This is a genomic window from Pedobacter hartonius (assembly GCF_900107535.1).
Classification (GTDB): Bacteria; Bacteroidota; Bacteroidia; order Sphingobacteriales; family Sphingobacteriaceae; genus Pedobacter; species Pedobacter hartonius.
The window spans coordinates 96,121-120,344 of sequence record NZ_FNRA01000011.1 but is presented as its reverse complement, the minus strand read 5'-3'; the positions used below and the strand labels follow the sequence as shown (position 1 = coordinate 120,344).

Annotated in this window: 22 protein-coding genes, 5 tRNA genes and 1 pseudogene; 4 read left to right on the top strand and 24 right to left on the bottom strand. The window is 39.5% G+C overall.

Going from position 1 to position 24,224, the window contains the following annotated elements; translation table 11 throughout:
- Positions 1 to 33 precede the first annotated feature (33 nt).
- From rplL to BLW16_RS17730, 18 genes are all read right to left on the bottom strand, one after another.
- Positions 34 to 408: a 50S ribosomal protein L7/L12 gene (gene rplL, locus BLW16_RS17815; RefSeq protein ID WP_090559095.1), complete on the bottom strand. Its 375-nt coding sequence runs from the start codon at positions 406 to 408 to the stop codon at positions 34 to 36.
- A 63-nt stretch (positions 409 to 471) separates the two neighbouring features.
- Positions 472 to 996 (bottom strand): 50S ribosomal protein L10, encoded by a 525-nt coding sequence (rplJ, locus tag BLW16_RS17810; RefSeq protein ID WP_090559094.1) that lies wholly within the window; start codon positions 994 to 996, stop codon positions 472 to 474.
- 2 nt (positions 997 to 998) lie between these two features.
- Positions 999 to 1,697, bottom strand: coding sequence for a 50S ribosomal protein L1 (gene rplA, locus BLW16_RS17805; RefSeq protein WP_090559092.1), 699 nt, complete (start codon positions 1,695 to 1,697; stop codon positions 999 to 1,001).
- A 23-nt stretch (positions 1,698 to 1,720) separates the two neighbouring features.
- Positions 1,721 to 2,164: a 50S ribosomal protein L11 gene (gene rplK / locus BLW16_RS17800; protein WP_073232496.1), complete on the bottom strand. Its 444-nt coding sequence runs from the start codon at positions 2,162 to 2,164 to the stop codon at positions 1,721 to 1,723.
- A gap of 77 nt (positions 2,165 to 2,241) precedes the next feature.
- Positions 2,242 to 2,784, bottom strand: coding sequence for a transcription termination/antitermination protein NusG (gene nusG / locus BLW16_RS17795; RefSeq protein WP_041878241.1), 543 nt, complete (start codon positions 2,782 to 2,784; stop codon positions 2,242 to 2,244).
- Between the two features lie 8 nt (positions 2,785 to 2,792).
- The gene (secE, locus tag BLW16_RS17790) at positions 2,793 to 2,990 is read right to left on the bottom strand and encodes a preprotein translocase subunit SecE (protein ID WP_090559090.1); all 198 of its coding nucleotides are present in this window, start codon (positions 2,988 to 2,990) and stop codon (positions 2,793 to 2,795) included.
- Between the two features lie 13 nt (positions 2,991 to 3,003).
- A tRNA-Trp gene (locus tag BLW16_RS17785) sits at positions 3,004 to 3,074 on the bottom strand.
- Between the two features lie 111 nt (positions 3,075 to 3,185).
- Positions 3,186 to 4,373: an elongation factor Tu gene (tuf, locus tag BLW16_RS17780; protein WP_068403186.1), complete on the bottom strand. Its 1,188-nt coding sequence runs from the start codon at positions 4,371 to 4,373 to the stop codon at positions 3,186 to 3,188.
- 129 nt (positions 4,374 to 4,502) lie between these two features.
- A tRNA-Thr gene (locus BLW16_RS17775) sits at positions 4,503 to 4,574 on the bottom strand.
- Between the two features lie 81 nt (positions 4,575 to 4,655).
- A tRNA-Gly gene (locus BLW16_RS17770) sits at positions 4,656 to 4,728 on the bottom strand.
- Positions 4,729 to 4,741: 13 nt separating this feature from the next.
- A tRNA-Tyr gene (locus tag BLW16_RS17765) sits at positions 4,742 to 4,824 on the bottom strand.
- A gap of 42 nt (positions 4,825 to 4,866) precedes the next feature.
- Positions 4,867 to 4,939, bottom strand: a tRNA-Thr gene (locus BLW16_RS17760).
- 177 nt (positions 4,940 to 5,116) lie between these two features.
- Complete coding sequence (gene hpf / locus BLW16_RS17755; RefSeq protein WP_090559088.1) at positions 5,117 to 5,464, bottom strand: ribosome hibernation-promoting factor, HPF/YfiA family; 348 nt, start codon at positions 5,462 to 5,464, stop codon at positions 5,117 to 5,119.
- A 14-nt stretch (positions 5,465 to 5,478) separates the two neighbouring features.
- A complete protein-coding gene (locus BLW16_RS17750) occupies positions 5,479 to 6,363 on the bottom strand; it encodes a tyrosine-type recombinase/integrase (RefSeq protein WP_090559086.1) in 885 nt (294 codons plus the stop codon).
- A 114-nt stretch (positions 6,364 to 6,477) separates the two neighbouring features.
- Entirely contained in the window at positions 6,478 to 6,672 is a 195-nt protein-coding gene (rpsU, locus tag BLW16_RS17745) for a 30S ribosomal protein S21 (RefSeq protein ID WP_090559242.1), read from the bottom strand.
- A gap of 255 nt (positions 6,673 to 6,927) precedes the next feature.
- Positions 6,928 to 8,100 (bottom strand): acyl-CoA dehydrogenase, encoded by a 1,173-nt coding sequence (locus tag BLW16_RS17740; RefSeq protein WP_090559085.1) that lies wholly within the window; start codon positions 8,098 to 8,100, stop codon positions 6,928 to 6,930.
- A 164-nt stretch (positions 8,101 to 8,264) separates the two neighbouring features.
- Positions 8,265 to 8,792, bottom strand: coding sequence for an adenine phosphoribosyltransferase (locus BLW16_RS17735; RefSeq protein ID WP_090559083.1), 528 nt, complete (start codon positions 8,790 to 8,792; stop codon positions 8,265 to 8,267).
- Positions 8,785 to 9,612: a ComEA family DNA-binding protein gene (locus BLW16_RS17730; RefSeq protein WP_175470632.1), complete on the bottom strand. Its 828-nt coding sequence runs from the start codon at positions 9,610 to 9,612 to the stop codon at positions 8,785 to 8,787. Before BLW16_RS17730 ends, BLW16_RS17735 begins: the two co-directional genes overlap by 8 nt.
- Before the next feature lie 142 nt (positions 9,613 to 9,754).
- Here BLW16_RS17730 and BLW16_RS17725 point away from each other — a divergent pair, with 142 nt between their 5' ends.
- Positions 9,755 to 11,506: a lysophospholipid acyltransferase family protein gene (locus tag BLW16_RS17725; protein WP_090559079.1), complete on the top strand. Its 1,752-nt coding sequence runs from the start codon at positions 9,755 to 9,757 to the stop codon at positions 11,504 to 11,506.
- Between the two features lie 211 nt (positions 11,507 to 11,717).
- Here the strand turns inward: BLW16_RS17725 and BLW16_RS17720 are convergent, their stop codons facing one another.
- On the bottom strand, positions 11,718 to 12,326 hold the full coding sequence (locus BLW16_RS17720; RefSeq protein ID WP_139298353.1) for a Fic family protein: 609 nt from the start codon (positions 12,324 to 12,326) through the stop codon (positions 11,718 to 11,720).
- Between the two features lie 102 nt (positions 12,327 to 12,428).
- On the opposite strand from BLW16_RS17720, the pseudogene BLW16_RS23760 reads away from it, so the two are divergent.
- Together BLW16_RS23760 and BLW16_RS17705 are read left to right on the top strand one after the other, a co-directional pair.
- Positions 12,429 to 13,346 (top strand): annotated as a pseudogene (locus BLW16_RS23760) (IS1595 family transposase).
- Positions 13,343 to 14,266: a KilA-N domain-containing protein gene (locus tag BLW16_RS17705; protein WP_090559071.1), complete on the top strand. Its 924-nt coding sequence runs from the start codon at positions 13,343 to 13,345 to the stop codon at positions 14,264 to 14,266. Before BLW16_RS23760 ends, BLW16_RS17705 begins: the two are co-directional and overlap by 4 nt.
- Here the strand turns inward: BLW16_RS17705 and BLW16_RS17700 are convergent, their stop codons facing one another.
- Positions 14,267 to 14,644 carry a hypothetical protein gene (locus BLW16_RS17700; RefSeq protein WP_139298352.1) on the bottom strand — a complete coding sequence of 126 codons (378 nt, stop codon included), beginning with the start codon at positions 14,642 to 14,644 and terminating at the stop codon, positions 14,267 to 14,269.
- Positions 14,645 to 14,783: 139 nt separating this feature from the next.
- Between BLW16_RS17700 and BLW16_RS17695 the strand changes: the two genes are divergently transcribed.
- Positions 14,784 to 15,137 (top strand): hypothetical protein, encoded by a 354-nt coding sequence (locus BLW16_RS17695; protein ID WP_090559068.1) that lies wholly within the window; start codon positions 14,784 to 14,786, stop codon positions 15,135 to 15,137.
- A gap of 441 nt (positions 15,138 to 15,578) precedes the next feature.
- Here BLW16_RS17695 and BLW16_RS17685 read toward each other — a convergent pair whose 3' ends face one another.
- The 4 genes from BLW16_RS17685 to BLW16_RS17670 all read right to left on the bottom strand — a co-directional run bounded on the left by BLW16_RS17685 (position 15,579) and on the right by BLW16_RS17670 (position 24,103).
- Entirely contained in the window at positions 15,579 to 18,836 is a 3,258-nt protein-coding gene (locus tag BLW16_RS17685; protein WP_090559065.1) for a TonB-dependent receptor, read from the bottom strand.
- Between the two features lie 252 nt (positions 18,837 to 19,088).
- On the bottom strand, positions 19,089 to 19,625 hold the full coding sequence (locus BLW16_RS17680; RefSeq protein WP_090559063.1) for a hypothetical protein: 537 nt from the start codon (positions 19,623 to 19,625) through the stop codon (positions 19,089 to 19,091).
- A gap of 162 nt (positions 19,626 to 19,787) precedes the next feature.
- On the bottom strand, positions 19,788 to 21,233 hold the full coding sequence (locus BLW16_RS17675) for a hypothetical protein (RefSeq protein WP_090559240.1): 1,446 nt from the start codon (positions 21,231 to 21,233) through the stop codon (positions 19,788 to 19,790).
- A 77-nt stretch (positions 21,234 to 21,310) separates the two neighbouring features.
- Positions 21,311 to 24,103 carry a TonB-dependent receptor gene (locus BLW16_RS17670; protein ID WP_090559062.1) on the bottom strand — a complete coding sequence of 931 codons (2,793 nt, stop codon included), beginning with the start codon at positions 24,101 to 24,103 and terminating at the stop codon, positions 21,311 to 21,313.
- Between the last annotated feature and the right edge of the window lie 121 nt (positions 24,104 to 24,224).

Here is a 24,224-nt window from a genome sequence, read left to right as displayed (position 1 = left end):
GTCTATGTTTGAAGTTATATTAAAATTAAGTGATTACTTAATCTCAACTACCGCTCCAGCTTCTTCTAATTGTTTTTTCAAAGCTTCAGCTTCGTCTTTAGAAACACCAGTTTTAACTTCTTTTGGTGCACCATCAACTAAGTCTTTAGCTTCTTTCAAACCTAATCCTGTTAAGTCTTTTACCAACTTAACAACTGCCAGTTTAGCACCACCAGCTTCTTTCAGGATTACATCGAAAGTAGATTTTTCTTCAGCCACAGGAGCAGCATCACCAGCAGGACCTGCAACAGCAACTGCAGCAGCAGCTGGTTCGATACCATACTCGTCTTTAAGGATTTGAGCTAATTCGTTAACTTCTTTAACTGTTAAGTTTACCAATTGCTCAGCAAACGCTTTTAAATCTGCCATTTTATAGAGTTTTAAATATTTTACGTAAATGAATTTATTAATATAGAACTTATAAGGTGTTCCTTAACCTTCTCTTTCCTGAAGAGTTTTAACAATTCCTGCAATTTTACCACCACTTGATTTAAGGGCAGAAATAACATTTTTAGCTGGTGATTGTAACAAGCCAATGATGTCTCCGATAAGCTCTTCTCTTGATTTCAAGCTTACTAATGCATCTAAATGATTATCTCCGACATATATCGCTGTGTCGATGAATGCTGCTTTTAATAATGGTTTCTCAACGCCACCTTTTCTCAGGGCTTTGATCAGCTTAGCCGGACCATTACCTGTTTTTGAGAATAGGATCGCTGACTGGCCTTTTAAAGCTGCGAAAATATCTGAGTTATCGCCTTCCAATCCTTCGATCGCTTTTCTGATCAAAGTATTTTTAGCAACCTGCATTTCAATACCGCTTTCGAAACATTTGCGACGGATGTTGTTAACTTTCTCAACAGATAAGCTTGATGTGTCGGCAATATAAAAATTACCAAATTCCTGCATCTTCTCTTGAAGAGCCGAAACTACTTCGTTTTTTTCTTCTCTGTTCATAATTAGATACCCGCTACTGATTTAGTTTCGATTGCAATTCCGGGACTCATTGTAGAAGACACGTGAATGCTTTTAAAATAAGTTCCTTTAGCAGCAGATGGTTTAAGCTTAGAAATTACCTGAAGTACTTCTAATGCATTTTCATATATTTTTTCCGCTGGGAATGATACTTTTCCTACTGAAGCATGAATGATACCACTTTTGTCAACTTTAAAATCAATCTTACCGCCTTTTACGTCAGTAACTGCTTTTCCAACATCGTTGGTAACAGTTCCTGATTTAGGGTTTGGCATAAGGTTACGTGGACCTAAAACGCGGCCCAGTTTACCTACTTTTGCCATACAAGCAGGAGTAGTGATAATAATGTCAACATCAGTCCATCCACCTTCAATCTTGGCTACATATTCATCCAAACCTACGAAATCTGCTCCTGCCGCTTTAGCTTCTTCTTCCTTATCAGGATTACAAAGAACTAATACACGTACAGTTTTACCTGTACCGTGTGGTAAAGTTGCGATTCCACGAACCATTTGATTCGCTTTACGCGGATCAACGCCTAATGAGATGTCGATATCAACCGAAGCATCAAATTTGGTAGTTGTGATCTCTTTTACCAAAGCAGCCGCATCCTGTAAAGAATACGTTTTACCGATTTCTAGTTTAGCATGTGCCTTTTTTTGATTTTTTGTTAATTTAGCCACTGTTGTAAACTGTTTTTTGTTAATTAATTTGTCCAGGGTGCATCGCCGCTAACGGTGATTCCCATACTGCGTGCTGTACCGGCAACCATACTCATTGCCGATTCGATAGTGAAAGCATTTAAATCAGTCATTTTATCTTCAGCAATTGACTTAACCTGATCCCAAGTCACCGAACCAACTTTCTTACGGTTGGGCTCAGCAGAACCACTCGTTAATTTAGTCGCATCTTTTAACTGGATAGCAACCGGAGGGGTTTTGATGATGAATTCGAACGACTTGTCAGCATAAACAGTAATTACAACGGGTAATACTTTACCAGGCTTATCTTGGGTACGAGCGTTAAACTGCTTGCAAAACTCCATAATGTTCACCCCTTTAGCACCCAATGCAGGTCCTACCGGTGGTGATGGATTTGCAGCTCCACCCTTGATTTGTAATTTAACAAGCGCACTGACTTCTTTTGCCATTTTCTGTTTTGTTAATTGTAATACTCAATGTTAAAATGTTGGAAGCATGTAACATTTAAGGTCTTTATAATAGTATTCTATTCTTTTTCTACTTGCATATAGTTCAGTTCCAGAGGAGTTTTCCTTCCGAAGATCTTCACCATAACTTTTAATTTCTTTTTCTCTTCGTTCACTTCTTCAATCACCCCGGTAAATCCGTTGAAAGGCCCGTCCATTACTTTAACGTTCTCTCCAACATAATAAGCCACATTCATGGTTTCACCCTGCTGGCTCATTTCATCTACTTTACCAAGAATACGGTTCACCTCTGCCTGACGCATCGGAACCGGATTGCCGCCTTTATCACCTAAGAAACCGATAACGCTGTTTACATTTTTAATAATGTGTTCCAGCTCACCATCCAATGTAGCTTCAATCAAAACGTATCCGGGGTAAAAGTTACGCTCTTTTGCAATCTTTTTACCCTCTTTCATCTGGTAGTATTTTTCCATCGGAATCAATACCTGAGGAACGAGATGAGAAAAACCTAAACGACTTATTTCAGAATCGATATACTGTTTTACCTTCTTCTCTTTTCCGCTTACCGCCCTCACTACATACCATTTTAGCTGATCGTTCATTTAGCTATTTAATTAGAAAGTGATTTATAAAAAGTATCTAAAACAAACGTAGACCCTTTATCCATTGCAAAAATAACTACTGCAATGATCATAGATGCTACCAGAACCAGTACTGCAGAGCTTTGCAGCTCTCCCCACGTAGGCCAGGTAACCTTCTGGGTCATTTCCTCATACGATTCTTTAATAAATTGAACTATGCTAGCCATATCTAAGTTTTTGCACGGGAACAAGGATTCGAACCCTGATCAAAGGTTTTGGAGACCTCTATTCTACCGTTGAACTATTCCCGTGTATACGATCAACCCGGAGGCCGATACAAACATTTTTAGAACAAAGTACCCAGGCGTTATCCCGGGTACTTTGTATTATTTCTAATTTCACATCCCCGGAGGGAGTTAAAATTATTTTACAATTTCAGTTACCTGACCAGCTCCTACTGTTCTACCACCCTCACGGATAGCGAAACGAAGACCTTTTTCCATTGCGATTGCGTTGATCAATTTAACATTGATCGTAACGTTATCACCTGGCATAACCATTTCAGTTCCTTCTTGTAACGTGATTTCTCCTGTTACGTCTGTGGTACGGAAATAGAATTGCGGACGGTATTTGTTAAAGAATGGAGTGTGACGTCCACCTTCAGCTTTTGATAATACATAGATCTCAGCTTTGAAATCTGTGTGAGGAGTTACAGAACCTGGTTTACAGATAACCATACCACGACGGATATCAGTTTTCTCAATACCACGTAACAACAAACCTACGTTATCACCTGCTTCACCATAATCAAGGATCTTACGGAACATCTCAACACCTGTTACAGTTGATTTAAGATTTTCGGCACCCATACCCAGGATCTCAACAGGATCTCCAGAGTTGATTACACCACGCTCGATACGACCAGTTGCAACAGTACCACGACCAGTGATCGAGAATACGTCCTCAACCGGCATCAGGAATGGAAGCTCAGTTAAACGTGGAGGAATTGGAATGTAGCTATCTACAGCGTCCATTAATTCCATGATTTTTCCAACCCATTTCTCATCACCGTTCAAACCACCTAAGGCAGAACCTTGAATAACAGGAATGTCATCACCAGGGAAATCATAGAAAGATAACAATTCACGAACTTCCATCTCTACTAATTCAAGTAATTCAGGATCGTCAACCATATCCACTTTGTTCATGAACACTACCAATGAAGGTACACCTACCTGACGAGCCAATAGAATGTGCTCGCGAGTTTGTGGCATAGGACCGTCTGTAGCAGCTACAACGATAATAGCACCATCCATTTGCGCAGCTCCAGTAACCATGTTTTTCACGTAATCCGCGTGACCTGGACAGTCAACGTGTGCATAGTGACGGTTAGCTGTTGAATACTCAACGTGTGCAGTGTTAATCGTGATACCTCTTTCTTTTTCCTCTGGAGCAGAGTCAATTGAATCAAATGAACGCGCCTCAGATAAACCAGCATCAGATAACACTTTAGTGATAGCTGCTGTTAAGGTTGTTTTACCGTGGTCAACGTGACCGATAGTGCCGATGTTTAAGTGCGGCTTGCTGCGGTCAAACTTTTCTTTTGCCATGTTTTTATACTTATTAGTAGGTTAACTTTTATTTTTAATTATTGTTATGATACAATTTCAATACAAAAAACCTTGTTGATTCTGTATATACTAACAGAGTTAACAAAGCCTCGTTTATTTTTATTCCTGAGCCAACGATGGGACTTGAACCCATGACCTCTTCCTTACCAAGGAAGTGCTCTACCGCTGAGCTACGTCGGCTTTTTTAATTCTCTTCACAATCCCAATACCGGTCTGGCATTTAAACTGTGACCATCCTGCCGACTGCCCTTTGAATGTAAGAGCGAAAGACGAGGTTCGAACTCGCGACCTATAGCTTGGAAGGCTATCGCTCTACCAACTGAGCTACTTTCGCTTTTATTATAAAGTGGGGGGAGAAGGATTCGAACCTTCGAAGTCTCGCGACAACAGAGTTACAGTCTGTCCCATTTGGCCACTCTGGTATCCCCCCATTTCTCCTAAACCGTCTCATCTTGCGATGCAGGTTTAAAAGAGCCTCCTATCGGGATCGAACCAATGACCTACTGATTACAAGTCAGTTGCTCTACCAGCTGAGCTAAGGAGGCTTTTATTATATTTTATTAAACATTCACAGAACAAACCAGCTCTTAAAGGGTTAACCCCTGTTCCGAATTGGAATGCAAATCTACAAGAATAATCGTTACTTGCAAAACTATTTTCAAAAAAAAACCAGCAGTTTTATTGCTGCTGGTTTTTTCTTCAAAAGTTCTGAAAATAGTATCCTAATAATCAGTCACTTCATTCGCATTCAGCAAAGCTTTATGCTCTGAAAGTTTTGCTCTTGTTTTATCTTTATGTTTAGTTATTTGTTTTTTTAACGATTCAATTGATAAATCCGTCGCCTCTTCGAAGCTCTTGCATTGTTCCTTTGCAAACAATACTCCGCCCGGTACGCTCAGTTTTATCTCACTTATTTTGTTAGCCTCATCATCTACATTCTCTAATTTCAAATAGACTTCTCCACTAATGATCTGGTCGTGGAACTGCTCCAGCTTGTCAACTTTCTTTTGAATAAAATCTAACAATTTGTGGTCTGCATTGAAATGGATCGATTGAACTGTAATTTTCATGTTTTCCTCCTTTTTTATGCCTTTGGATGGGCTTGTTTATATATTGTTTTTAATCTTTCGATTGAATTGTGTGTGTACACCTGTGTAGCCGCCAGACTGGCATGGCCAAGTAACTCCTTAATCGCATTCAGATCCGCTCCCCTGTTCAGCAGGCTTGTGGCATAAGAATGCCGCAATACATGAGGGCTTTTCTTGTCCTGTGTGGAAATATACGTCAAATAACTATTTACGATCTTGTAAATGAACAGCGGGTAAACCGGTGCTCCTTTATTTGTAACGAATAAGCCTTCGCTTTTGTTATTAAATTTCTGCAACGATTTTAGTTCAATATACGTTTTTAGCTGAAGTACAAGCTGTTTGGGCAAAGGAATAATTCTTTCTTTTTTTCTTTTTCCCAAAACCCTGACCGTTTCTTCATAAAAATCAATATCAGCTGCCTGCAAACCCAACAGTTCAGCCAAACGCATCCCTGTACCAAAAAGCATCTCGATGACGACCTTATCCCGTACCGAGGGAAAGCTCTCATCAAAGAACTCTCCTGAATCCAGGAGGTAGTTCAGTCTTTCTTCGTCCACGAAGACCGGTAAACGTTCAGGTACTTTCGGTGCTTTGATCATTGACATCGGGCTTGCCGCAATGACCTTACGCCGGTAGAGATATTTATAAAAGCTGCGGAGACTGGACAATTTCCTGCCGATGGAGTTTGCACCGATCTGTTCTTCCATCAGGCGCACCATATAATCACGTATGTGCACATGTCTGGCATCTTCGGGCTGCATCTCATAGGTTCCAGCCATAAAGCCGGCAAAATGCAGGAGATCCGTTCTGTAGGCGAGTACGGTATGTGGAGAATAACGCTTCTCGTGCTGGATATATGTTAAAAAGGATTCAACTGACATGCATCAAAAAATTTACCCCCTGAGGTCAATGTACACAATATGTATATAAAAAAAAAGCGCCGGAGGATTTTTCCTCCGGCGCTTAATATATTTAAAATAAAATATCTGGTAAGATTAAATTTTTCCTTCCAGGTGCATATTTTCTTTGTAAATCGCGTGTTTAACTAATGTACGGCGAGCAACAGATTTTTTCTCGTATGCCTGACGGCTACGTAGTTCTCTCAACACACCAGTTTTCTCAAATTTCTTTTTGAAACTTTTCAGGGCTTTATCAAGTGATTCGCCGTCTTTAATATTAATTATGATCATAACGTTAAAATACCTCCTCTCGTTGTTTTTAGGACTGCAAAGGTAATACATTATTATCTAATAATCAGTATAAATTTTAGAAAACATCCGATAAACATCCGAAAGCATTCAAGACATAATAAGCGGGTCCATTACATGCAATGATACCCCAGGAACCTGATCAGGTGTTATATTGAAAAATCCGGTACGCTTTTTCAGCGCACCGGATTGTTAAAGTATATTTGGTTAGAATATTCGTTTATCAGCTGAACCGAATTACCCGTTCAGTATTTCTCTTGCAATAACGATCTTTTGTATTTCAGAAGTCCCCTCCCCGATCGTACATAACTTACTGTCGCGGTAAAATTTCTCTACCGGGAAATCTTTAGTGTATCCGTAGCCGCCGAAGATCTGTACGGCCTCCGTAGCAGATCTTACAGCTACCTCAGAAGCAAAGTACTTGGCCATGGCAGACTCTTTCGTCATTTTCAAACCGCGGTTCTTCATATCTGCAGCCTGTCTGATCAATAGTTCCGCAGCTTCAATCTCCGTCGCCATATCAGCCAGCTTAAAGCTGATCGCCTGGAAACTTGATATCGGCTGACCAAACTGATGGCGCTCCTGTGCATAGGCCAGTGCGGCGTCATAAGCTCCTTTTGCAATACCCAATGACAAAGCGGCAATGGAAATCCTTCCGCCGTCCAGCACCTTCATCGCCTGTTTAAAGCCTTCGCCCACCTTACCCAGCAGGTTATCCAGGGGTACGCGGCAGTTATCAAATATCATTTCTGTAGTCTCGGATGCACGCATCCCGAGTTTATTCTCTTTCTTACCGGCATTAAAACCAGGCGTGCCCCGTTCTACCACAATAGCAGATATACCCCTGGAATCACCTTTTTCACCGGTACGCACCATCACTACGGCGATATCGCCTGTTTTACCATGCGTAATCCAGTTCTTCGAACCGTTCAGTACATAGTGGTCACCATCGAGTGTAGCCGTGGTCATCATTCTCAGGGAATCAGACCCGGTATTTGCCTCAGTTAAACCCCATGCGCCTATCCATTCTGCTGTTGCCAGTTTAGGCAGCCACCTAAGCTTTTGTTCTTCTGTTCCAAAGGCAAGAATATGACCGGTACACAATGAATTATGGGCAGCCAGAGATAAACCTATAGATCCGCAAACCCTGGCTATTTCCACGATCACATCCACGTATTCCTGGTAGCCGAATCCAGATCCTCCGTATGATTCAGGTACAAGTACCCCCATCAAACCAAGCTTACCCAATTCTTTAAACAGGTCTACAGGAAAATGCTGAGCTTCGTCCCATTCCATCACATGCGGACGAATGTTCTTCTCTGCAAAGTCTCTAACCATCCTCCTGATCATCTCCTGATTTTCAGAGGTGTTAAAGCCATATCCTGTATTCGGTACTAATGTGTTATGCATAATTGTTGTTGTTGCTGCAATGATAGAAATTATAAATGCAGTGACAACAATGCAATATTTGCCCCCTAACAGAACGAAATGGTATTTAGTTCAATTACCTGATCATAACGAAACAGGTGGCTTAAATACAGGCAAAATATTTTTTAATATTTTATGCGCACAGGTCAATAAGATGCCAGGGCGTAATTATTGGGAGAAAATTCCAGCAGCCTGTCCCTGCCGTTCAGAAAATCAAGCGCAATAATAAAAGAATAGCCCGCAACCTCTGCCTCCAGTTTTTCGATGAGCCTTGATGCTGCAATCACCGTCCCGCCCGTCGCCAGCAGATCGTCATGGATCAGCACACGCTGTCCCGGGAGGAAAGCATCTTCATGGATTTCCAGCGTGGCACTTCCATATTCCAGGTCATAAGAATGCTGCACGGTTTTGTACGGCAATTTTCCCGCTTTGCGCATGGGTACAAAGGGAACACCGAGATAATTGGCCAGAGACATCCCAAAAAGAAAACCCCTGCTTTCAATCCCTGCCACAACGTCTACCTGGATCTCTGAAAGCTGTGCTGCAAGTGCTGCCACGATCTCATTGCATAAACCTGCATCCTTTAATATAGGTGTGATATCTTTAAATACAATGCCTGGTTTTGGAAAATCGTTCACATCACGCACAATCTGTTTTATTTTTGTTTCAATCATGATCAAAAGAAATATAGGGAATTAACTTATCAATTGTTTCGGCAGGCAGTATCGCTACCTTTTTTAACTCCGCAATATTACTATAATTTCCGTGTTGTTTTCGAAATTGTATGATCGCATTGACCTGTTTAAAATTCAGGTAGGGATGATGCTGAAGGTCCTTAAATTCGACCCTGTTGATATAGATTGGCCGCAGCGCATGCCCGTCTATGCGCAGCTGGTCTTTGATCTCTGCATATTTAGCACTGTCCAGCCCGTATATCCCCATCAGTTGCTCCTTTTGATAGAACCCGCCCAACCGCTCCCTGTACCTGAAGATCCTCCTCGCAAATGCGGGGCCTATACCTTTGACCGCATCAAGCTCAACCGTATCAGCCGTATTGATGTCAACAATAACAGGAATATGTTTTATAGTGGCATAAGGAACATATTTCTTCTTAAACGCTAAACTATCTCCGGCGGGAATACTAATATAAGGCTCAAGCCTATCGTACATTTCCCGGCTGATGGGATACATCTTCTGAAGATCTGATTTTTTATAGAACCGCCCGCCTTTGGCTGTATACCTGATCATGACCGCCGCCTGCTTAGCCGACAAGCCAAGTAGCTGCCAGTCGGGCAAACTGGTATGATTGGGATCAAATTTAAACAGCCTGGCCAACTTTCCGGTTTTCCTGCTGTAGCCCTTTTCTCTTATATTTGTCTCCACCAGCTCTAATTTTCTGATCGCTATACTTTCTGACAGCAAATCATCGTTTTCTGGAATGAAAAGTCTATAAAAATAAGGTATGATCCTGATCACAGCCAGAATAATAATCATTACGAGCAATCCGTTATATTCCCGTTTAGAAAAATTGAAGTATAAATTAAGCCATTTTCTCATCGCCGAACAATGTACTGCTGTTATTTAGAAATATAAATCTTATTTTTGAAATCGAACTAAATCTCCTTTAAATTCATATATGAAGATCATAACAACCAAAGAGTTTGCAAAAGCCACAAAAATTGACAAACTGGGTGTCCCAGGATTAGCGGCTTTGCTGATGGAAGTAATGAAATTAAATGACATCAATAAGGTCTTCTCCCAGAACCAGCATTTCAATGGTTTAGAATTTGTAGACAAGATACTCGAAACAATAGGGGTATCCATTGATTTCGACGAAGATGATTTAAGGAATATTCCCAAGACCGGAGGGTTCATTGCTATAGCAAATCATCCCTATGGCGGTGTTGAGGGGCTGGCTTTGGTGAAACTGTTATGTACGGTAAGGCCCGAAGCCAAAGTGATGGTGAATTTCATCCTGCAGAAGATCCCTAACCTGAATGAGTTTTTTGTAGCCGTAAATCCTTTTGAAAATGTTCAGCATACATCAAGTATCAGCGGTTTAAAGGCCACCTTTGATCTTTTAAAAACGGGAACGCCTGTAGGTATTTTTCCTGCCGGGGAGGTTTCAACCTTCAGCCTGGATAAACAGGAGATCACCGACAGGTTATGGCACCCGGTAGTAGGCAAGTTAATTGCGAGGGCAAAAGTTCCTGTAGTACCAATTTATTTTCATGGAAACAATGGGGTACTATTTAACATTCTGAGTTTTATCCACCCTACCCTGCGTACAGCAAAACTTCCTTCGGAGTTCCTGAACAAGCAGGGATTAAAAATAAAGGTGAGAATAGGGAAACCGATCCACATCGAAGATATCTCTTACCGCAACAACACCAATAAATTACTCGATTTTCTTCGTGCCCGCACCTATGCCTTGGGCACCAGCATCGAAGAAGAAAAGAAACTGTTCAACCCGATCAACCTTTTCAAGATCAAGAAAAAACCCGAGCCAATCATCGAAGAAACCCCAAGGAATAGTATCGTCGAGGAAATCGGACAACTGGAGGCCTACCGCGTATGGACGGAAAAGCAATATGAAGTTTATATCTCCCCTACAGCAAATATTCCAAATGTGCTGAAGGAAATCGGCAGACTGAGAGAAATCACCTTCCGGGAGGTTGGCGAGGGCACCAATAAAAAGATAGACCTGGATAACTATGATATCTATTATCACCATCTATTTATATGGGATAAGGAACTGCAAAACATTGTTGGCGCATACCGGATCGGTAAAGGCGACGAAATCCTGCATATGATGGGTAAACGTGGTTTTTATCTTTCAGAGCTGTTCAAGATCAAAGAGGCCTTTTACCCGGTACTGAACCAGGGTATTGAACTGGGGCGCTCCTGGATCCGTAAGGAGTACCAGCAAAAGGCACTGCCGCTGTTCCTCTTATGGAAGGGCATCCTGAAGTACCTGCTGGATAATCCGCAGTACCGTTATATGTTCGGCCCGGTAAGTATCAGTAATAACTTCTCCAAGTTCTCCAAGTCACTGATCGTGGATTTCATCACGAAGAATCATTTCGATTATGAGCTGGGGCAATTTGTAAAACCGCGAAATAAATTCAAGGCAGATCTTTCCGCCATCGATAAAGACCTGCTGATCGAAAGCAGTGAATCTTTAAAGGATCTTGACGGACTGATCTCAGACATTGAAAACTCCCACATTAAGATCCCTGTTCTGTTGCGGCAGTACATGAACTTAAATGCAAAGATCATCTGTTTCAATATAGACCCTAAGTTCTCAGATTGCCTGGATGGCTTCCTGCTGGTAGATATGAGAAACATACCACCGGAAATGCTGGAAAAAATCGGCAAGAACTTTTAGCCGGAAAATATCAAAAAGCAAAAAGCCAGGACATCCACCCTGGCTTTTCGTTTATCAACTAAACCTAAACTTTAGTAAATACTAACCAAATATTTACACCACAAATGTAAGAGTGGTATGTTAAGGGAAAATTAAGAATTGGTTATAAAACTAAATCGGCTTATTATAGAAGTCACACAGACCGATTATTGTTTCGAGCCATAATTACTATTTATTTTGACGTTCTTTTAAGATAACTTAGCTTCGTTTTTTGGCTTTCCATTAGCCGGTCAGCCAGAAAATCTAACATTACACCCGGATTTCTATCTTCCTGCTCAAAGCAGTTCATATAATCCAGTTTATCAACAGTCGAAATAAACAACGGCGGAAAATCATTTTTAAGAAGAATAAGATTCATAAAGATTCGCGCTATTCTGTCATTACCATCTCCAAATGGATGAATTTCATTCAGGAATTTAAAATGAAAACTACTCGCGATTACCAAAGGATGATTATCTGTGTTATTCACCTTACTTATTTTCAATTGGCTATTCACTTCTTTAACCAACTGCTGCATTGCTAAGGGAACATCTTCGGGTGGTGTATACTTATGAATTTTCCCTGATGGCCTAACCGTAACGTTTTCAAGGATTTTATATCTCCCCGGATCGTAATGTATAGAATCCGACCATTGATCCATATTTTTCATAAGCTTCCGATGAAGCTTTTTAATATTCGCTTCTGTGATCTCAGCGGCCTGATATTCATCAAATACGATATCCAGCACCATTTTATGATTTACAATATCTAAACAATCGCCTGTGGAAGCATTTTTTGGCACTTATATACTTAAATAACCAAGTGTGTTTTCAATAATTTTAGTTGAAGTTTTTGTTTAAATATTCATACAATCATTATATTTGCCTAATAATCAAGTAGATATATGGTATCTGAGTTCAATTTTATACTAGATTTAATAAAAAGGTTACCTGATGAAAAGTCCTGTCACCAATACTTAGCCTCAAGGCGATGGAATGGTTACATGGTGTGTCTTGATGAGTTCTGCGGGAATGATAAAGCATATATTTTTAAGGATGGTATACATTACAAATGTACGTGTTGCAAGAAAATATATACCGCTAGAACAGGAACAATACTCGAAAGTAGTAAAATAAGTTTGACGAAATGGTTTGTAGGGTTGTATTTAGTGATGCATAAAAAAGGCATCAGCTCTGTACAATTAGCAAAGGATCTTGCAATCACACAAAAATCAGCATGGTTTTTACTACAACGAATGAGAATAGTATTAGGGAATGAACAAGATGAGCAACTTGAGGGTACCATTGAAATTGATGAAACTTTTGTAGGAGGCAAAAATAAAAATAGACACGTCAACAAGCGTGTAAAGTATTCACCAGGTAGAGGGTGGCCAGACAAAACTCCTGTATTTGGAATGTTACAGCGCGGAGGGAAACTAAAGGCGTATGTAGTTGATAATGTAAACATGCTCACTATAACTAAAATAACGAATTATCACGTTCGTAAATACTCTGATATAATGTCGGACGGATTTAATGGTTATCGTGGCTTAGAACGAAGCTTTTAAATAGGTACAGTAGATCATGGCAAAGGTCAATATGTCGATGGGGATTGCCATACGAATACACTGGAAGGAGCTTGGTCACAATTGAAACGTTCAGTAATTGGAATATATCATCACGTTACTAAAAAACACATGCAGAAATATGTAAATGAATTTGTGTTTCGCTACAACTACCGTAATTTAGGGGTTCAACAGCAGTTTGATCAATTCATTGCTAATATGGAGATTCAATTGCAATATAAATATTTAATACAATGAGCAAAATAACTGTCAAAGGATTAGACATCACAATCATATCTAGAAATAATAAAGATTACATCTGCTTAACAGATATGATTAAAGACATGGATAACAACAATGTAGTTATCTCTAATTGGTTAAGACAAAAAAATACCCTAGAATTTTTATCCATTTGGGAGAGGTTAAATAACCCTGATTTTAAACTCATCGAATTCGATGAGTTATCAAAAGATGCAGGGTTAAATAGGTTTACGATGTCTCCAAAGAAATGGACAGAAACAACAGGAGCAATAGGGATAACTTCCAAATCTGGTAAATATGGAGGTACGTATGCTCACAAAGACATAGCATTTCATTTTGGATTATGGATTAGTCCTGAATTCAATCTTTTGCTGATCAAAGAATTCCAGCGATTAAAAGACGAGGAATCAAAGGGATTAGGCCAGGTTTGGGATTTCAGACGATTTCTTACCAAAACCAATTACAGAGTTCAAACAGATGCCATAAAAGACGTATTAATTCCATTAAAAAACATATCAAAGGATAAAGAAGGATTTGTCTACGCTGAAGAAGCAGATCTACTTTATGTAGCAATGTATGGTTATACATCAAAACAATGGAGAGAAAATAATCCAGAATTAGCTATGAAAGGACACAATCTCAGAGACTATGCTGATACATATCAACTTATAGTATTGAACAGTTTAGAGACTTTTAATGCCGAGTTAATCAGAAATGGTGTTCAGATTAAAGATAGGCTCTTACTTCTTAGAAAAGCTGCTATTCAACAATTGAAATCCATAAAAAGTAGCAGTCAGATAGAAGATAGCTATGTTGAAAGTCCTCATGCATCAAAAGCAATTGAATTAAGTGGCGACATCAAGTTTGATACCGCCATAGATAAACTGTTGAAGCTGCCTAAAAAGTTTAAAAAGTAATTACCACTGAATGTAATTACTGTTATTCTGCTCAATATTACGTGAATGCTGTTTGCAAGCTTCAAAGCTCATTTCAAGACATTTGATGATTCCTGCTACAGACGGCAGCCATAGCATTAAAAATACCGTTAAATTAAAATATTCAGTTTTTGGTTTTTCGTAGTATTCAGAAAGGAATATGGAGACAAATATGCTAAGAATAGCGGCTATTAATGCTGTTCCTATAAACCATAGAATGCGATTGAATACCGTCGTATCTTTTAATCCAGAGGCTCTGTCATTGATACTTGTAACTTTAGTGAATGAATAAACTGTGTTAATGACAAAACAATAAAAGAAAGGTGTTAAAGCAAAAAGTATTTTGTTAAGTAAGATCATTTTTGAATGCGTTTCTATTTTAAGCCGTACAATCCCTTTCAGGCAGTTTAAATAAAGAAGCGTGGAACTGAAAGTTTCATTCGCTCTGAGGCTCCGCAAAAAGCCATGCAACAAATAAAGTTCAGCCCACGCTAGACGCATGAACCGTTTAAACTTTATTCTCGTTGCACTTGTAAATTTTGCGGATTTCAGAGCAAGAATAAAAGCTAACGCTTCTATAATATTTAGTAAGTTTTGTTTTCTATTTTATTTCATTCATTTCAAAAATAACATTTTTTATAAAACCATAAATTTAATTAAACATGAAAATCAAAATCAGCCCATAGGGCGACAAAAATTAGACGAGAATCAATTTGATTGTACGCCTAAATCAACTGAAATTTTGAAATCATTGGATGGCATCACTTATTTTAACGCCAAACAAATTATTGATAACGTCAATAACGAGTTATTGGCTAATTCAACAATTTCTTCTCCACCTGATCAATCTTAGTTTTTAATATATCATAATAATCTTTAGTCATTATTATAATGGATGTGCCATCTTCATTTGTTGATCTTTTTTAGTTTGTCCGTTATAGTCATCAACTAAATTTAATCTCGTAATCGAATCCTTTAGTTTTGATTTTGTAAAGCCAGCTTTTATATAAATTTTTCCCTATAACCAGTTTCCCGTCCTGTATACTTAAGGTGTGCCCGATGATAAAGTGCTGAAGATCGGGTCTGAATTCTTTCCTTAAATCATTCATAAAAATAATGTCCCGCTTATCCGCAAGCATACATAACGCATTTAGTCTTGTAGATATAAGGTTCAAATTTGCCATTTTCCAGCTGAGTTGATGTCGCTATTCAAAAATACAAAATATTCAACATTTAAACGCAAAAGGCCGGATCATCATTAAATGATCCGGCCTTTAAGATATGTTGAGAAAAATTAGAAGCTATATCTCAGACCAAACTGCATCTGGAAACGTGATGCAAAAAAGTCTTTAGAGTAATTGCTTGTATTTGCCTGGTTAAAAGTATAAGTAGGATACGCAGTTGCACTTCCGGCAGCACCTTTAACAGCACTTAAACCTACACTGGCTGTTGAGTTGAAAGTATTTGGAGAGAAGTACTGTACACCCCATTTTTTATTCAGCAGGTTGGTTAAGTTCACAATATCATAAGTAAACGACAAGGTATGTTTGTGGTCACCATTGGTTACGATCCTGAAATCCTGTGCAAATCGGAAGTCAGCCTGGTAGTTCCATGGCGTACGTGCACCATTACGTTCTGTAAAATCACCTCTTCTGGTTTTAAGATACTTATCACTGTTGATAAAAGCATCAAATGCAGCAGCCTGGGCAGCACCAGTTGCATCAGCAGCAAAGAATCTGGCTGTTTCACCAACCTGAGGGATGTAAACCAAACTCACTGTTTGTCCTGTACCATTGATCGTACTGTTAACGAATCCGTAAGAATAAGGTGTTCCGGATTGCGCACTAAAATATAACGAGAAGTTAGCTACATATTTACCTGCCTGATCCCAGCTGTGTTTGTAATTAATAGTAGATACGATACGGTTGCGGATATCAAAGTTAGAGTTAGCCAGGCCCGGATCATTAGGATTTAACGACTGGTTTAACTGCCAGTTGGATTCCATTGAGTTACGGATACCATTGGTAACATCTTTTGAACGTCCGTAAGTATAAGCTGCCATGATATCAAAACCACCAGGGATTGTTTTACCTACCTGACCTGTTAGGCTGTAACGGTAACCTTTGCTTGTATTAGAAAGCAAATAAGCATTTGTATACAACGGGTTGATCTTTGTACCCGAGTAAATAGGTTGCTGATGCTGGGTATCATAAACCAGATAAGTAGGGTTATCTACAATATTGATCTGTTGAAACTTCAGGTCATGGATCACTTTAGTATAGATACCTTCAACAGTGAATCTCCACTGGTTATCAGTTTTGTAGTCGAAAGCCAGACTTGTTCTCCATGTTTTAGGCATCTTGAAGTTATTGTCAATTAAATCTACCTGCGTTGCACCGGCAGCGTCATTTACATTCACACCTTGTTTGCCGACAAAACCAGCTTCACCTTTACCTGTTAAAGCATCAGCGATCGGATCAGACCCTGCAGCAAAAGGTTTAGTGCTTGATCTGTTATCATAAGCACCATAAGTTACCCCATTGTTATAATAAGCATAACCTAACCATGCAAAAGGAACACGACCTGTAAATAAACCGCTACCACCGCGCATGATCAGGCTTTGGTCGCCCAATACATCAAAATTAAAACCTACACGCGGCGATACCTGTACCTGACCAAAGAAATCGTTTTTGATATCTTTTGGTTTAGTGTAAGTATAAGTATTGCCATAGTTAGGGTCTTCAGGTGAACCTGTTGTTTTAACACTCAGCGGCTGTTTGTTTGGCAGATCTGCCAGGTCAAACCTAATTCCGTAAGTCAGTTTAAAACGGTCGGTCCACTGGAACTGATCCTCACCATATACACTGTACATATTCACTTTAAATTTTGCAGGCGGATTGTTCAGGATATAGTCCCTGCTGTTGTCAGTGTAGTTGTAGTTAGTTCTTACACGGCTAGGATTTCCGGCAAGGAAAGCGTCAACGTTGTCATATGCAACACGTCCGTTCCAGCCGTTAACAAACCCGTAAGTAATGTTGTACAACTCATTGTGTGTACCAAAAGTAAACGTATGTCTTCCTTTTGTCCAGGTAAGATTATCCGTAAACTCTGTAGTTTTTTGTTTCATGTTAAAGATACTCGCTTCACGGTCGGTACCCAGGAAGATCGTTCCACCAGCAGCACCGCCAATTTCAATCTGTGGCAAGGCAGCATTAGAAGTAGGTGTTCTGTAATCATGAATGCTTGAATAACCCACTACCAAACTGTTCGACAGGTTGTTTGAAATCCTGCTTTTCAATTCAGCAACAGTAGAGTTCTGATTGTTCGTTTGTTTATAGTCAATACCAGCGAACCTGAAGTTGGCCTGGTCACGCTCTAAGTTAGTCGCTTCAGAAGTAATTGTGTTGTTACGAACCGTTAACTGGTTCTTATCATTGATATTCCAGTCTAAACGATTGAAAAATTTATTCGACTTTGAATAGATATTGTAGTTACCATATGTTCCCGGATCAACACCATATTTGGTTTGCACCAGCTGAGTGATTGCTTGTGCCTGGGCTTCAGTGATTACTTTATTGTCAGAGGAACCTGCCCCAAGGATCACAGGATCCTGACGACGGGTGATCTCCTCATTGGTAAAGAAGAATAATTTGTTTTTGATCAACGGTAAACCTACGCGGAAACCAGTTTGATATTCATGAAAGGCAGATGGTTCTTTAGAGTTATCACCTGTCTTGTTTCTTCCGATTAAAGAAGCATTACGGCCGAAACCATATACAGATCCTGTTACTTCATTAGTACCGGAACGTGTGACAGCGTTCACACTACCACCCGTAAAGTTACCGATCTTCACATCATATGGTGCCAGTAATACCTGAACATCCTGGATCGCATCAATCGAAACAGGGTTAGTTCTTGTACTGCTTCCCGGCATACCGGAACTTCCGCTCTGACCACCTAACGAAGGACTAAAACCGATCGCATCATTATTGATCGCACCATCAATAGTTACGTTATTGTACCTAAAGTTGGTACCCATGAATGAGTTGTCTTTACTTACCTGAGGGGTTACACGGGTAATATCAGTTAAACTGCGGCTTGTTGTTGGCATGTTTCTGATTTGCTCTTCGCCGATCTGAGTTCCTGCACCAGTTTTTAATGCACCTCTTTTACCTTTTACAGTAACTTCGGTGAGTTGCTGTCCTTCATCTAAAAGCGTAAAATCTACGCGCTGGTCTACACCCAAACCAAGGTTGCCAACTTCTTTTTCCTGTTTGTTGTAACCGATATAAGTAACAGTTACCCTATATGGGCCACCAGGGTTTAAGTTATTTAAACGGAAATAACCATCAGTACCTGTTACAGCACCATATTTAGTACCGGTTGGTAAATGTACCACCAATACGCTTGCTCCGGGAACTGTCATTCCTTTTGCGTCTTTCACTTTTCCACTAACACTGGACGTCGTTACCTGTGCATTTACACTTAATCCTGCAAAAAGCAGAACTATAAGGATAACACAGTAGAGATTAATTGATAAAAATCGTTTCATATGAGTTGCCTCTAATTATTTTTTGTAAAATTAGAGTTGCAACGTAACCTTAATATTAAATTCACATTAATATGCCGACGAATTAATATTAAATTAAAATGGGATTAAAATAAGGTTAAAAACAGCCTTTAAACCTAATTAAACACACATGAATGTGAACACTTGTTTTAACATTGAAAATCTATCCGCTTAAAATAACGTTTCCTCAATATTAATTTTATGTTAAGAATACCCAAAAAGAACATTTTGTTATCAATTGTAAACAAAGTTGGGGTAAAAATATTGTTTGACCGACACCGTATCTCTTAGGGGTGTGCCATACATTGACTCAGAAATTAACTGGGCTTCAACAATCCAACTGGTCTGGTCAGCCGGTTTGCCGGGAGACAGATTAATTCCTTTAACGTATCCGTCCACAAGTTTAGAAGCAACAAATAAACATGCCGGGCAAGAACGGCTAATCTCAATCTTTCCGTTGGTAATATCTGACTGATTCAGGGTAAATGAGTTACCCTTCATTGGCGCCTTTATATAAAGAACAGAACTCATACTCTGCCTTACCACCCTGCTCCAGAACAACCTGTAAGCTCCCGTCTTAAAAATCCCTGGTACAGGCTCTACATCTGCCTGTTCTGTAAAAAGGAATTCGCAGTTTGCATTGGCGGGACAGGGAGTCAGGTTCTTTTCATCAAGTACAGGAAATGATTCGGCATCATTCCGTTTTGAACAGGAAAAGGAAAGAAGAACCAGGGCCAGCAGGCTCAGTACTAAAGTAGTTTGTTTTCTCATGAGATAGTTATTTGGATTTTATAACTAAAACGGGTACAGATACTTATACGCTACAAAACCGTATATTATCTTTATGTTAACTATACGAATATATCGGATATTACTTAACAAAAGCGGCCCTGCAGGATGTTCCTGCAGGGCCGCTTTCATTTATGAATTATATTATTTAGTTACAGCACCAGGAGTAGTGTAAGGTAATGTTTGCGGGTCATAACTTGCCCATCCGGAAGTCCAGTCAGTTGTACCAAAAGCACCTTTGTAATCAACCTTCTCAAAGAAAGCATCTGTTACTTTTGTGTTGGTGAAAGCAGCACCGGCTGCAGCAGGAGAACCTGCGATCAACGTGAAGTTAGGAGTACCTACCCTTGCAGAAGTAACCTGGTCTGCAGAATATTTATATGGATCGGTATAGATACCGATAGCATATAAATCAGGAGTGAATACATTGTCAGTAAGCAATTTCGTATTAATTGCAGCTAAAGTAGTTGCACTCGATGCCTTAGTTGGATTGCTTCTGGTTCCAGCAAGCAGGTTATTTGTAAATACAGATGAGCCATCCAAAAATTTACTTGATGAATTTGGAGTAGATCCGGCAGGAGCTGCATCATCATAAAAAATTCCTTCAGTATAACCTGCAAAAACAGAGTTTAAGATACTGATTTGTGAATTACGACGGATTTGCGCAGCATGCTGAAAACTCGCATTAACAGTTGGCGCAGGTGCAGGCACTGGTGCTACAGGTCCTAAAACCGTCATGTTAGAAAATACAGCTGAGGTAAAAGGAGCAGTATTCACGCCAGTTGAGATGTTATCTGATTCAAAACCATTTGAACCTGAAACGTCAGCAACACCAGCCAAACGCTGTGCAATACCAAACTGAATTTTACCAGAGAAACCATTATCTGTATCAAAGTCATCATCCCACGTAGAAACGGCAAGCAGGTGTTTTGCATTTACTGCACCACCAAACCATTCAAAGGCATCATCACCAGAACGGTAAACCTCTACATATTCAATAGTAGTACCAGAACCAACACTACCAAACGTAATACCATTGATCTCATTGTCTGGGCCTAAAGCAACACCAGCATACTCAACACGAACATATTTTAATGTACCTGAGTTATCAGCGTTGTCAGTACCACCGTGTTTAGCTTTGTCAGTAGCATCAGAAATACCTTCGATAGGCACTGAAGTACCCAGGTTATTCAAGCCTTTACCTAATAGGATCAGACCTCCCCAGTCACCTTTGTCACGTCCACCGGCAACAATATTTGAAGTAAATACAATAGGTTTCTCAGCAGTACCAATTGCACTGATCTTTGCTCCTCTTGTGATGATCAAAGCACCTTTTGTACCTCTGTCACCTTTAATAATTGTACCTGGTGCAATAGTTAATGTAACGTTGTTAGTCACGTATACATTACCTTTCAAAAGATAAATTTTGTCGGCTGTCCAGCTTGTAGCCGCAGTAATATCGCCGGTTACTTCAACAACGCCGGTTGTAGGGTTAATAATCTCTCCCTCATCATCCCCGTTATCACTTTTAGAACAACTTGCTAAAAACACAAGTAGACTCAAGGCGGTTGCTAATAATTGTTTTTTCATCTTTTTTCGATTTTTATTAGTGTAATAGTTATTTAAAATTGAAGTATTGCCCATTTAAACAGGGCGTTGGTAGGGTATTAAAAAGTATAAGAGAATGCGACCGAGAAATTACTTCCGGCTTTGAAGCTGCTTACAGTATAATCCCCGGGAGCACCGTCATATTTCTTGTTGGTGTTCATGTCATAATAAAATGTAGTCTTCTGATTTAAAATATCACCTGCATTGAATTTCAGTTCACCTTTGTTTTTCAGCATTTTCATTCCCAATTGTAAATCGATTACATCCCTTGGCGCTTCCCAGATTGATGGATATAGTGATCCCGCCGCTACGGCAAGCCTGCGCCCAACTTTATTGTACAAGGCATTAAAAGTAAACTTGTTATCAAGAAAGCTATGCAACAGACCAGCATTGATCACATAAGGAGCCTGTCCAACCATTACACGGGTACCTTCAACATTATTCAAACCGGTATTTGTATCGTTTGTTACTTTAGATTTGATGATGGATACATTGGCATATGCCGTTGTATTTTTCAGGAAATCTGTTTCTCTGATAAATTCAAGGCTCTTGCGGATCTCAAATTCAGCTCCATAAACAGTTGCTTTATCAGAATTGAAATAGGTAACTGTTCTGGTTGATGTTGCGTCGTTGTTAAAAGTTTCAATCGCATTTTTAAACTTTTTGTAGAAACCAGACACCGAAATGATCTGTCCCGCTTGTGGGTACAATTCAAAACGGATATCAGCATTGTCAATATTTGAACGTTTTAAATTAGGATTACCCTGTAAGTTAGATAAGGTTTCATAATCATAATACGTAGAAACTGATAACTCTCTGAATTCAGGACGTGCTATCGTACGGTAGTAAGAAGCCCTTAAATTAATTTTATCTGTAAGGCTGTAGGTGAAGTTTGCGGAAGGCAATACATCAGCATAATTCTGTTTTACTTTTTCGGCAGCAGCATCTTCCGGTGTCAGGTTTACATTGAACTGTTCTACACGTACCCCCCAAACTAACCTTGCTTTTTCGCCAATCTTGTTATCCAGCATGGCATAACCGGCATTTGTTAAGGAATTGGCGGTATATTGGTCCAGTTTATTATAAAGTTCCTCCACTTTAAAATTGCCGCCATTGATCAGACTGGTAGAATACAGTGTATTAATGGGTCTTTGTCTGATTTGCTCGCTGATATCTGAAGAGATCACTGTTGCTCCAAGAAAACGTACATCAAAAGTACGGTCGCGGTACAGTGCACTTAGTCCCGTTTTAAAAGTCGCTTTTGTATTGAACAGCGTAACAGGTAAAGAGTAATTTACGGCTCCTGTATACGAATTTTCATTCATCCTCGAGAATAACCTGGCATTTTCCCTTCCCAGTGTAGTAATGTTGGCCGAATAAGGCGTGCTTGGATCAGCAGATAGCGTTCTTGCATAATTTAATTTTTTCTGATCCGGCTGATCATTTAATACATTGCTGAAACTTACCGACCAGTTTAATTTTGCATTTCTTTCACCCAACTGGTGATCACCTTCAACTGTTGATTTCAACAGTGATTTTTGCATCAGGTCAAATGCATAAAACTGGATATCACTTGAGATCGCCTGATTTACCCCTGTCCTATACAAAAACTGATCTTCATAAATTCTGTTGTAAATATTTTTAAACGTGATTTTGTTCTTGCCGAAGGTGTAAGCAAAATTAGCTAAGGCACCAATATTGGTAGAAAATTTATACACATCATCATTATAATCAAAATCGTAATACTGACGTTTTACATCGTTATTGATTGTTTGCGCATTACGGTACGTTAATGATACCAATGCCCCAAACTTCCTGTTGTTCTTCAGGTCTTTTACCCTGCCAATCGTAAACTGATAATTCTGAGTAGGTAAAGCCGTAAAGTTATACACCTTCCAGTCTCTTGGAAATGCTTTCAAAGCAGAGATATTTTGCGCAGGAGTCAATCCGTTGTTAATACGGGTTGTACTTGGGAATTTAGAACCCAGTTTTTTATCGCCATTATCAAAACCAAGATAATCAGTCAGGTTTCTGGTACCGCTTTTAAAATCTTTGAAAGTTGATGCAGTATTGTAACCAGCACCGACACCAAATGAGATAAAGTTTTGTTCAGGTATGTCTTTAGTAGTAATCTGAATAGCACCACCTGCAAAATCACCCGGAAGATCTGGTGTAGCAGTTTTGCTGATGATCAGGTTATCTACAAGGTTAGAAGGTACAATATCAAATGAGAAGGCTTTTCTGTTTGGCTCAGTACTAGGTAAAGTAGATCCGTCGAGCATCGCAGCATTATACCTGTCGCTCAGTCCGCGGATCACCACAAATTTATTGTCCTGAATTGTGGTTCCGCTTACCCTCTTTAATACATCTGAAGTGTTTCTGTCTGGTGAACGTTTGATGAGTTCAGAAGAGATACCATCGGAAATCGCAGCGTTGTTTTTCTGCTGAGCATATAATGCGTTGATGGTTTCTTTTTTGAATGACCCTTTAATGACAACCTCATTCAGGTTTTGTGAATTCGATTCTTCAAGGATCACATTCAGGATCGTATTTTTCCCTGAATTAACCTCCACCTCACTGATCTCTTTTCCTGTATATCCTATATACTGGTAAACCACAGTATATTTTCCGCTGGCCAGACCTGTGATCGAATATTTTCCGTCAACGTCAGTGGCTATACCTTTGGTAGAACCTTTTAGCTTGACTGTAACTCCAATAAGTGTTTCTCCTGTTTTTTTGTCACTGATGGTACCAGAGATTTTTCCGGTACCCTGGGCGAAGCTGGCTGCGCTTATCATAACGAGCAGCAGCAGCGTAATAACCGCTCCTTTAAGTTGTAGTTGTAGTTTCAATTGCCTTTGATTTGAATTAGGGCAAAGCTATTACCACAGTGTTAAGAATACATTAGAGTCACATTACATTTTAATCCGATTTTAATTTCATTTTAATTCCTCTTAAATATGCGTTTAAACT

Excerpts from the sequence above, each read along its gene's own strand:
- rpsU (WP_090559242.1), bottom strand. The coding sequence starts at position 6,672 with ATGATCATAATTAATATTAAAGACGGCGAATCACTTGATAAAGCCCTG.
- BLW16_RS17725 (WP_090559079.1), top strand. The coding sequence starts at position 9,755 with ATGAAGATCATAACAACCAAAGAGTTTGCAAAAGCCACAAAAATTGAC.
- hpf (WP_090559088.1), bottom strand. The coding sequence starts at position 5,464 with ATGAAAATTACAGTTCAATCGATCCATTTCAATGCAGACCACAAATTG.
- BLW16_RS17685 (WP_090559065.1), bottom strand. The coding sequence starts at position 18,836 with ATGAAACGATTTTTATCAATTAATCTCTACTGTGTTATCCTTATAGTT.
- BLW16_RS17680 (WP_090559063.1), bottom strand. The coding sequence starts at position 19,625 with ATGAGAAAACAAACTACTTTAGTACTGAGCCTGCTGGCCCTGGTTCTT.
- BLW16_RS17730 (WP_175470632.1), bottom strand. The coding sequence starts at position 9,612 with ATGATTATTATTCTGGCTGTGATCAGGATCATACCTTATTTTTATAGA.
- rplL (WP_090559095.1), bottom strand. The coding sequence starts at position 408 with ATGGCAGATTTAAAAGCGTTTGCTGAGCAATTGGTAAACTTAACAGTT.
- BLW16_RS17675 (WP_090559240.1), bottom strand. The coding sequence starts at position 21,233 with ATGAAAAAACAATTATTAGCAACCGCCTTGAGTCTACTTGTGTTTTTA.
- BLW16_RS17700 (WP_139298352.1), bottom strand. The coding sequence starts at position 14,644 with ATGATCTTACTTAACAAAATACTTTTTGCTTTAACACCTTTCTTTTAT.
- BLW16_RS17740 (WP_090559085.1), bottom strand. The coding sequence starts at position 8,100 with ATGCATAACACATTAGTACCGAATACAGGATATGGCTTTAACACCTCT.
- BLW16_RS17750 (WP_090559086.1), bottom strand. The coding sequence starts at position 6,363 with ATGTCAGTTGAATCCTTTTTAACATATATCCAGCACGAGAAGCGTTAT.
- BLW16_RS17705 (WP_090559071.1), top strand. The coding sequence starts at position 13,343 with ATGAGCAAAATAACTGTCAAAGGATTAGACATCACAATCATATCTAGA.
- secE (WP_090559090.1), bottom strand. The coding sequence starts at position 2,990 with ATGGCTAGCATAGTTCAATTTATTAAAGAATCGTATGAGGAAATGACC.
- nusG (WP_041878241.1), bottom strand. The coding sequence starts at position 2,784 with ATGAACGATCAGCTAAAATGGTATGTAGTGAGGGCGGTAAGCGGAAAA.
- tuf (WP_068403186.1), bottom strand. The coding sequence starts at position 4,373 with ATGGCAAAAGAAAAGTTTGACCGCAGCAAGCCGCACTTAAACATCGGC.
- BLW16_RS17695 (WP_090559068.1), top strand. The coding sequence starts at position 14,784 with ATGAACCGTTTAAACTTTATTCTCGTTGCACTTGTAAATTTTGCGGAT.
- rplK (WP_073232496.1), bottom strand. The coding sequence starts at position 2,164 with ATGGCAAAAGAAGTCAGTGCGCTTGTTAAATTACAAATCAAGGGTGGA.
- BLW16_RS17735 (WP_090559083.1), bottom strand. The coding sequence starts at position 8,792 with ATGATTGAAACAAAAATAAAACAGATTGTGCGTGATGTGAACGATTTT.
- rplJ (WP_090559094.1), bottom strand. The coding sequence starts at position 996 with ATGAACAGAGAAGAAAAAAACGAAGTAGTTTCGGCTCTTCAAGAGAAG.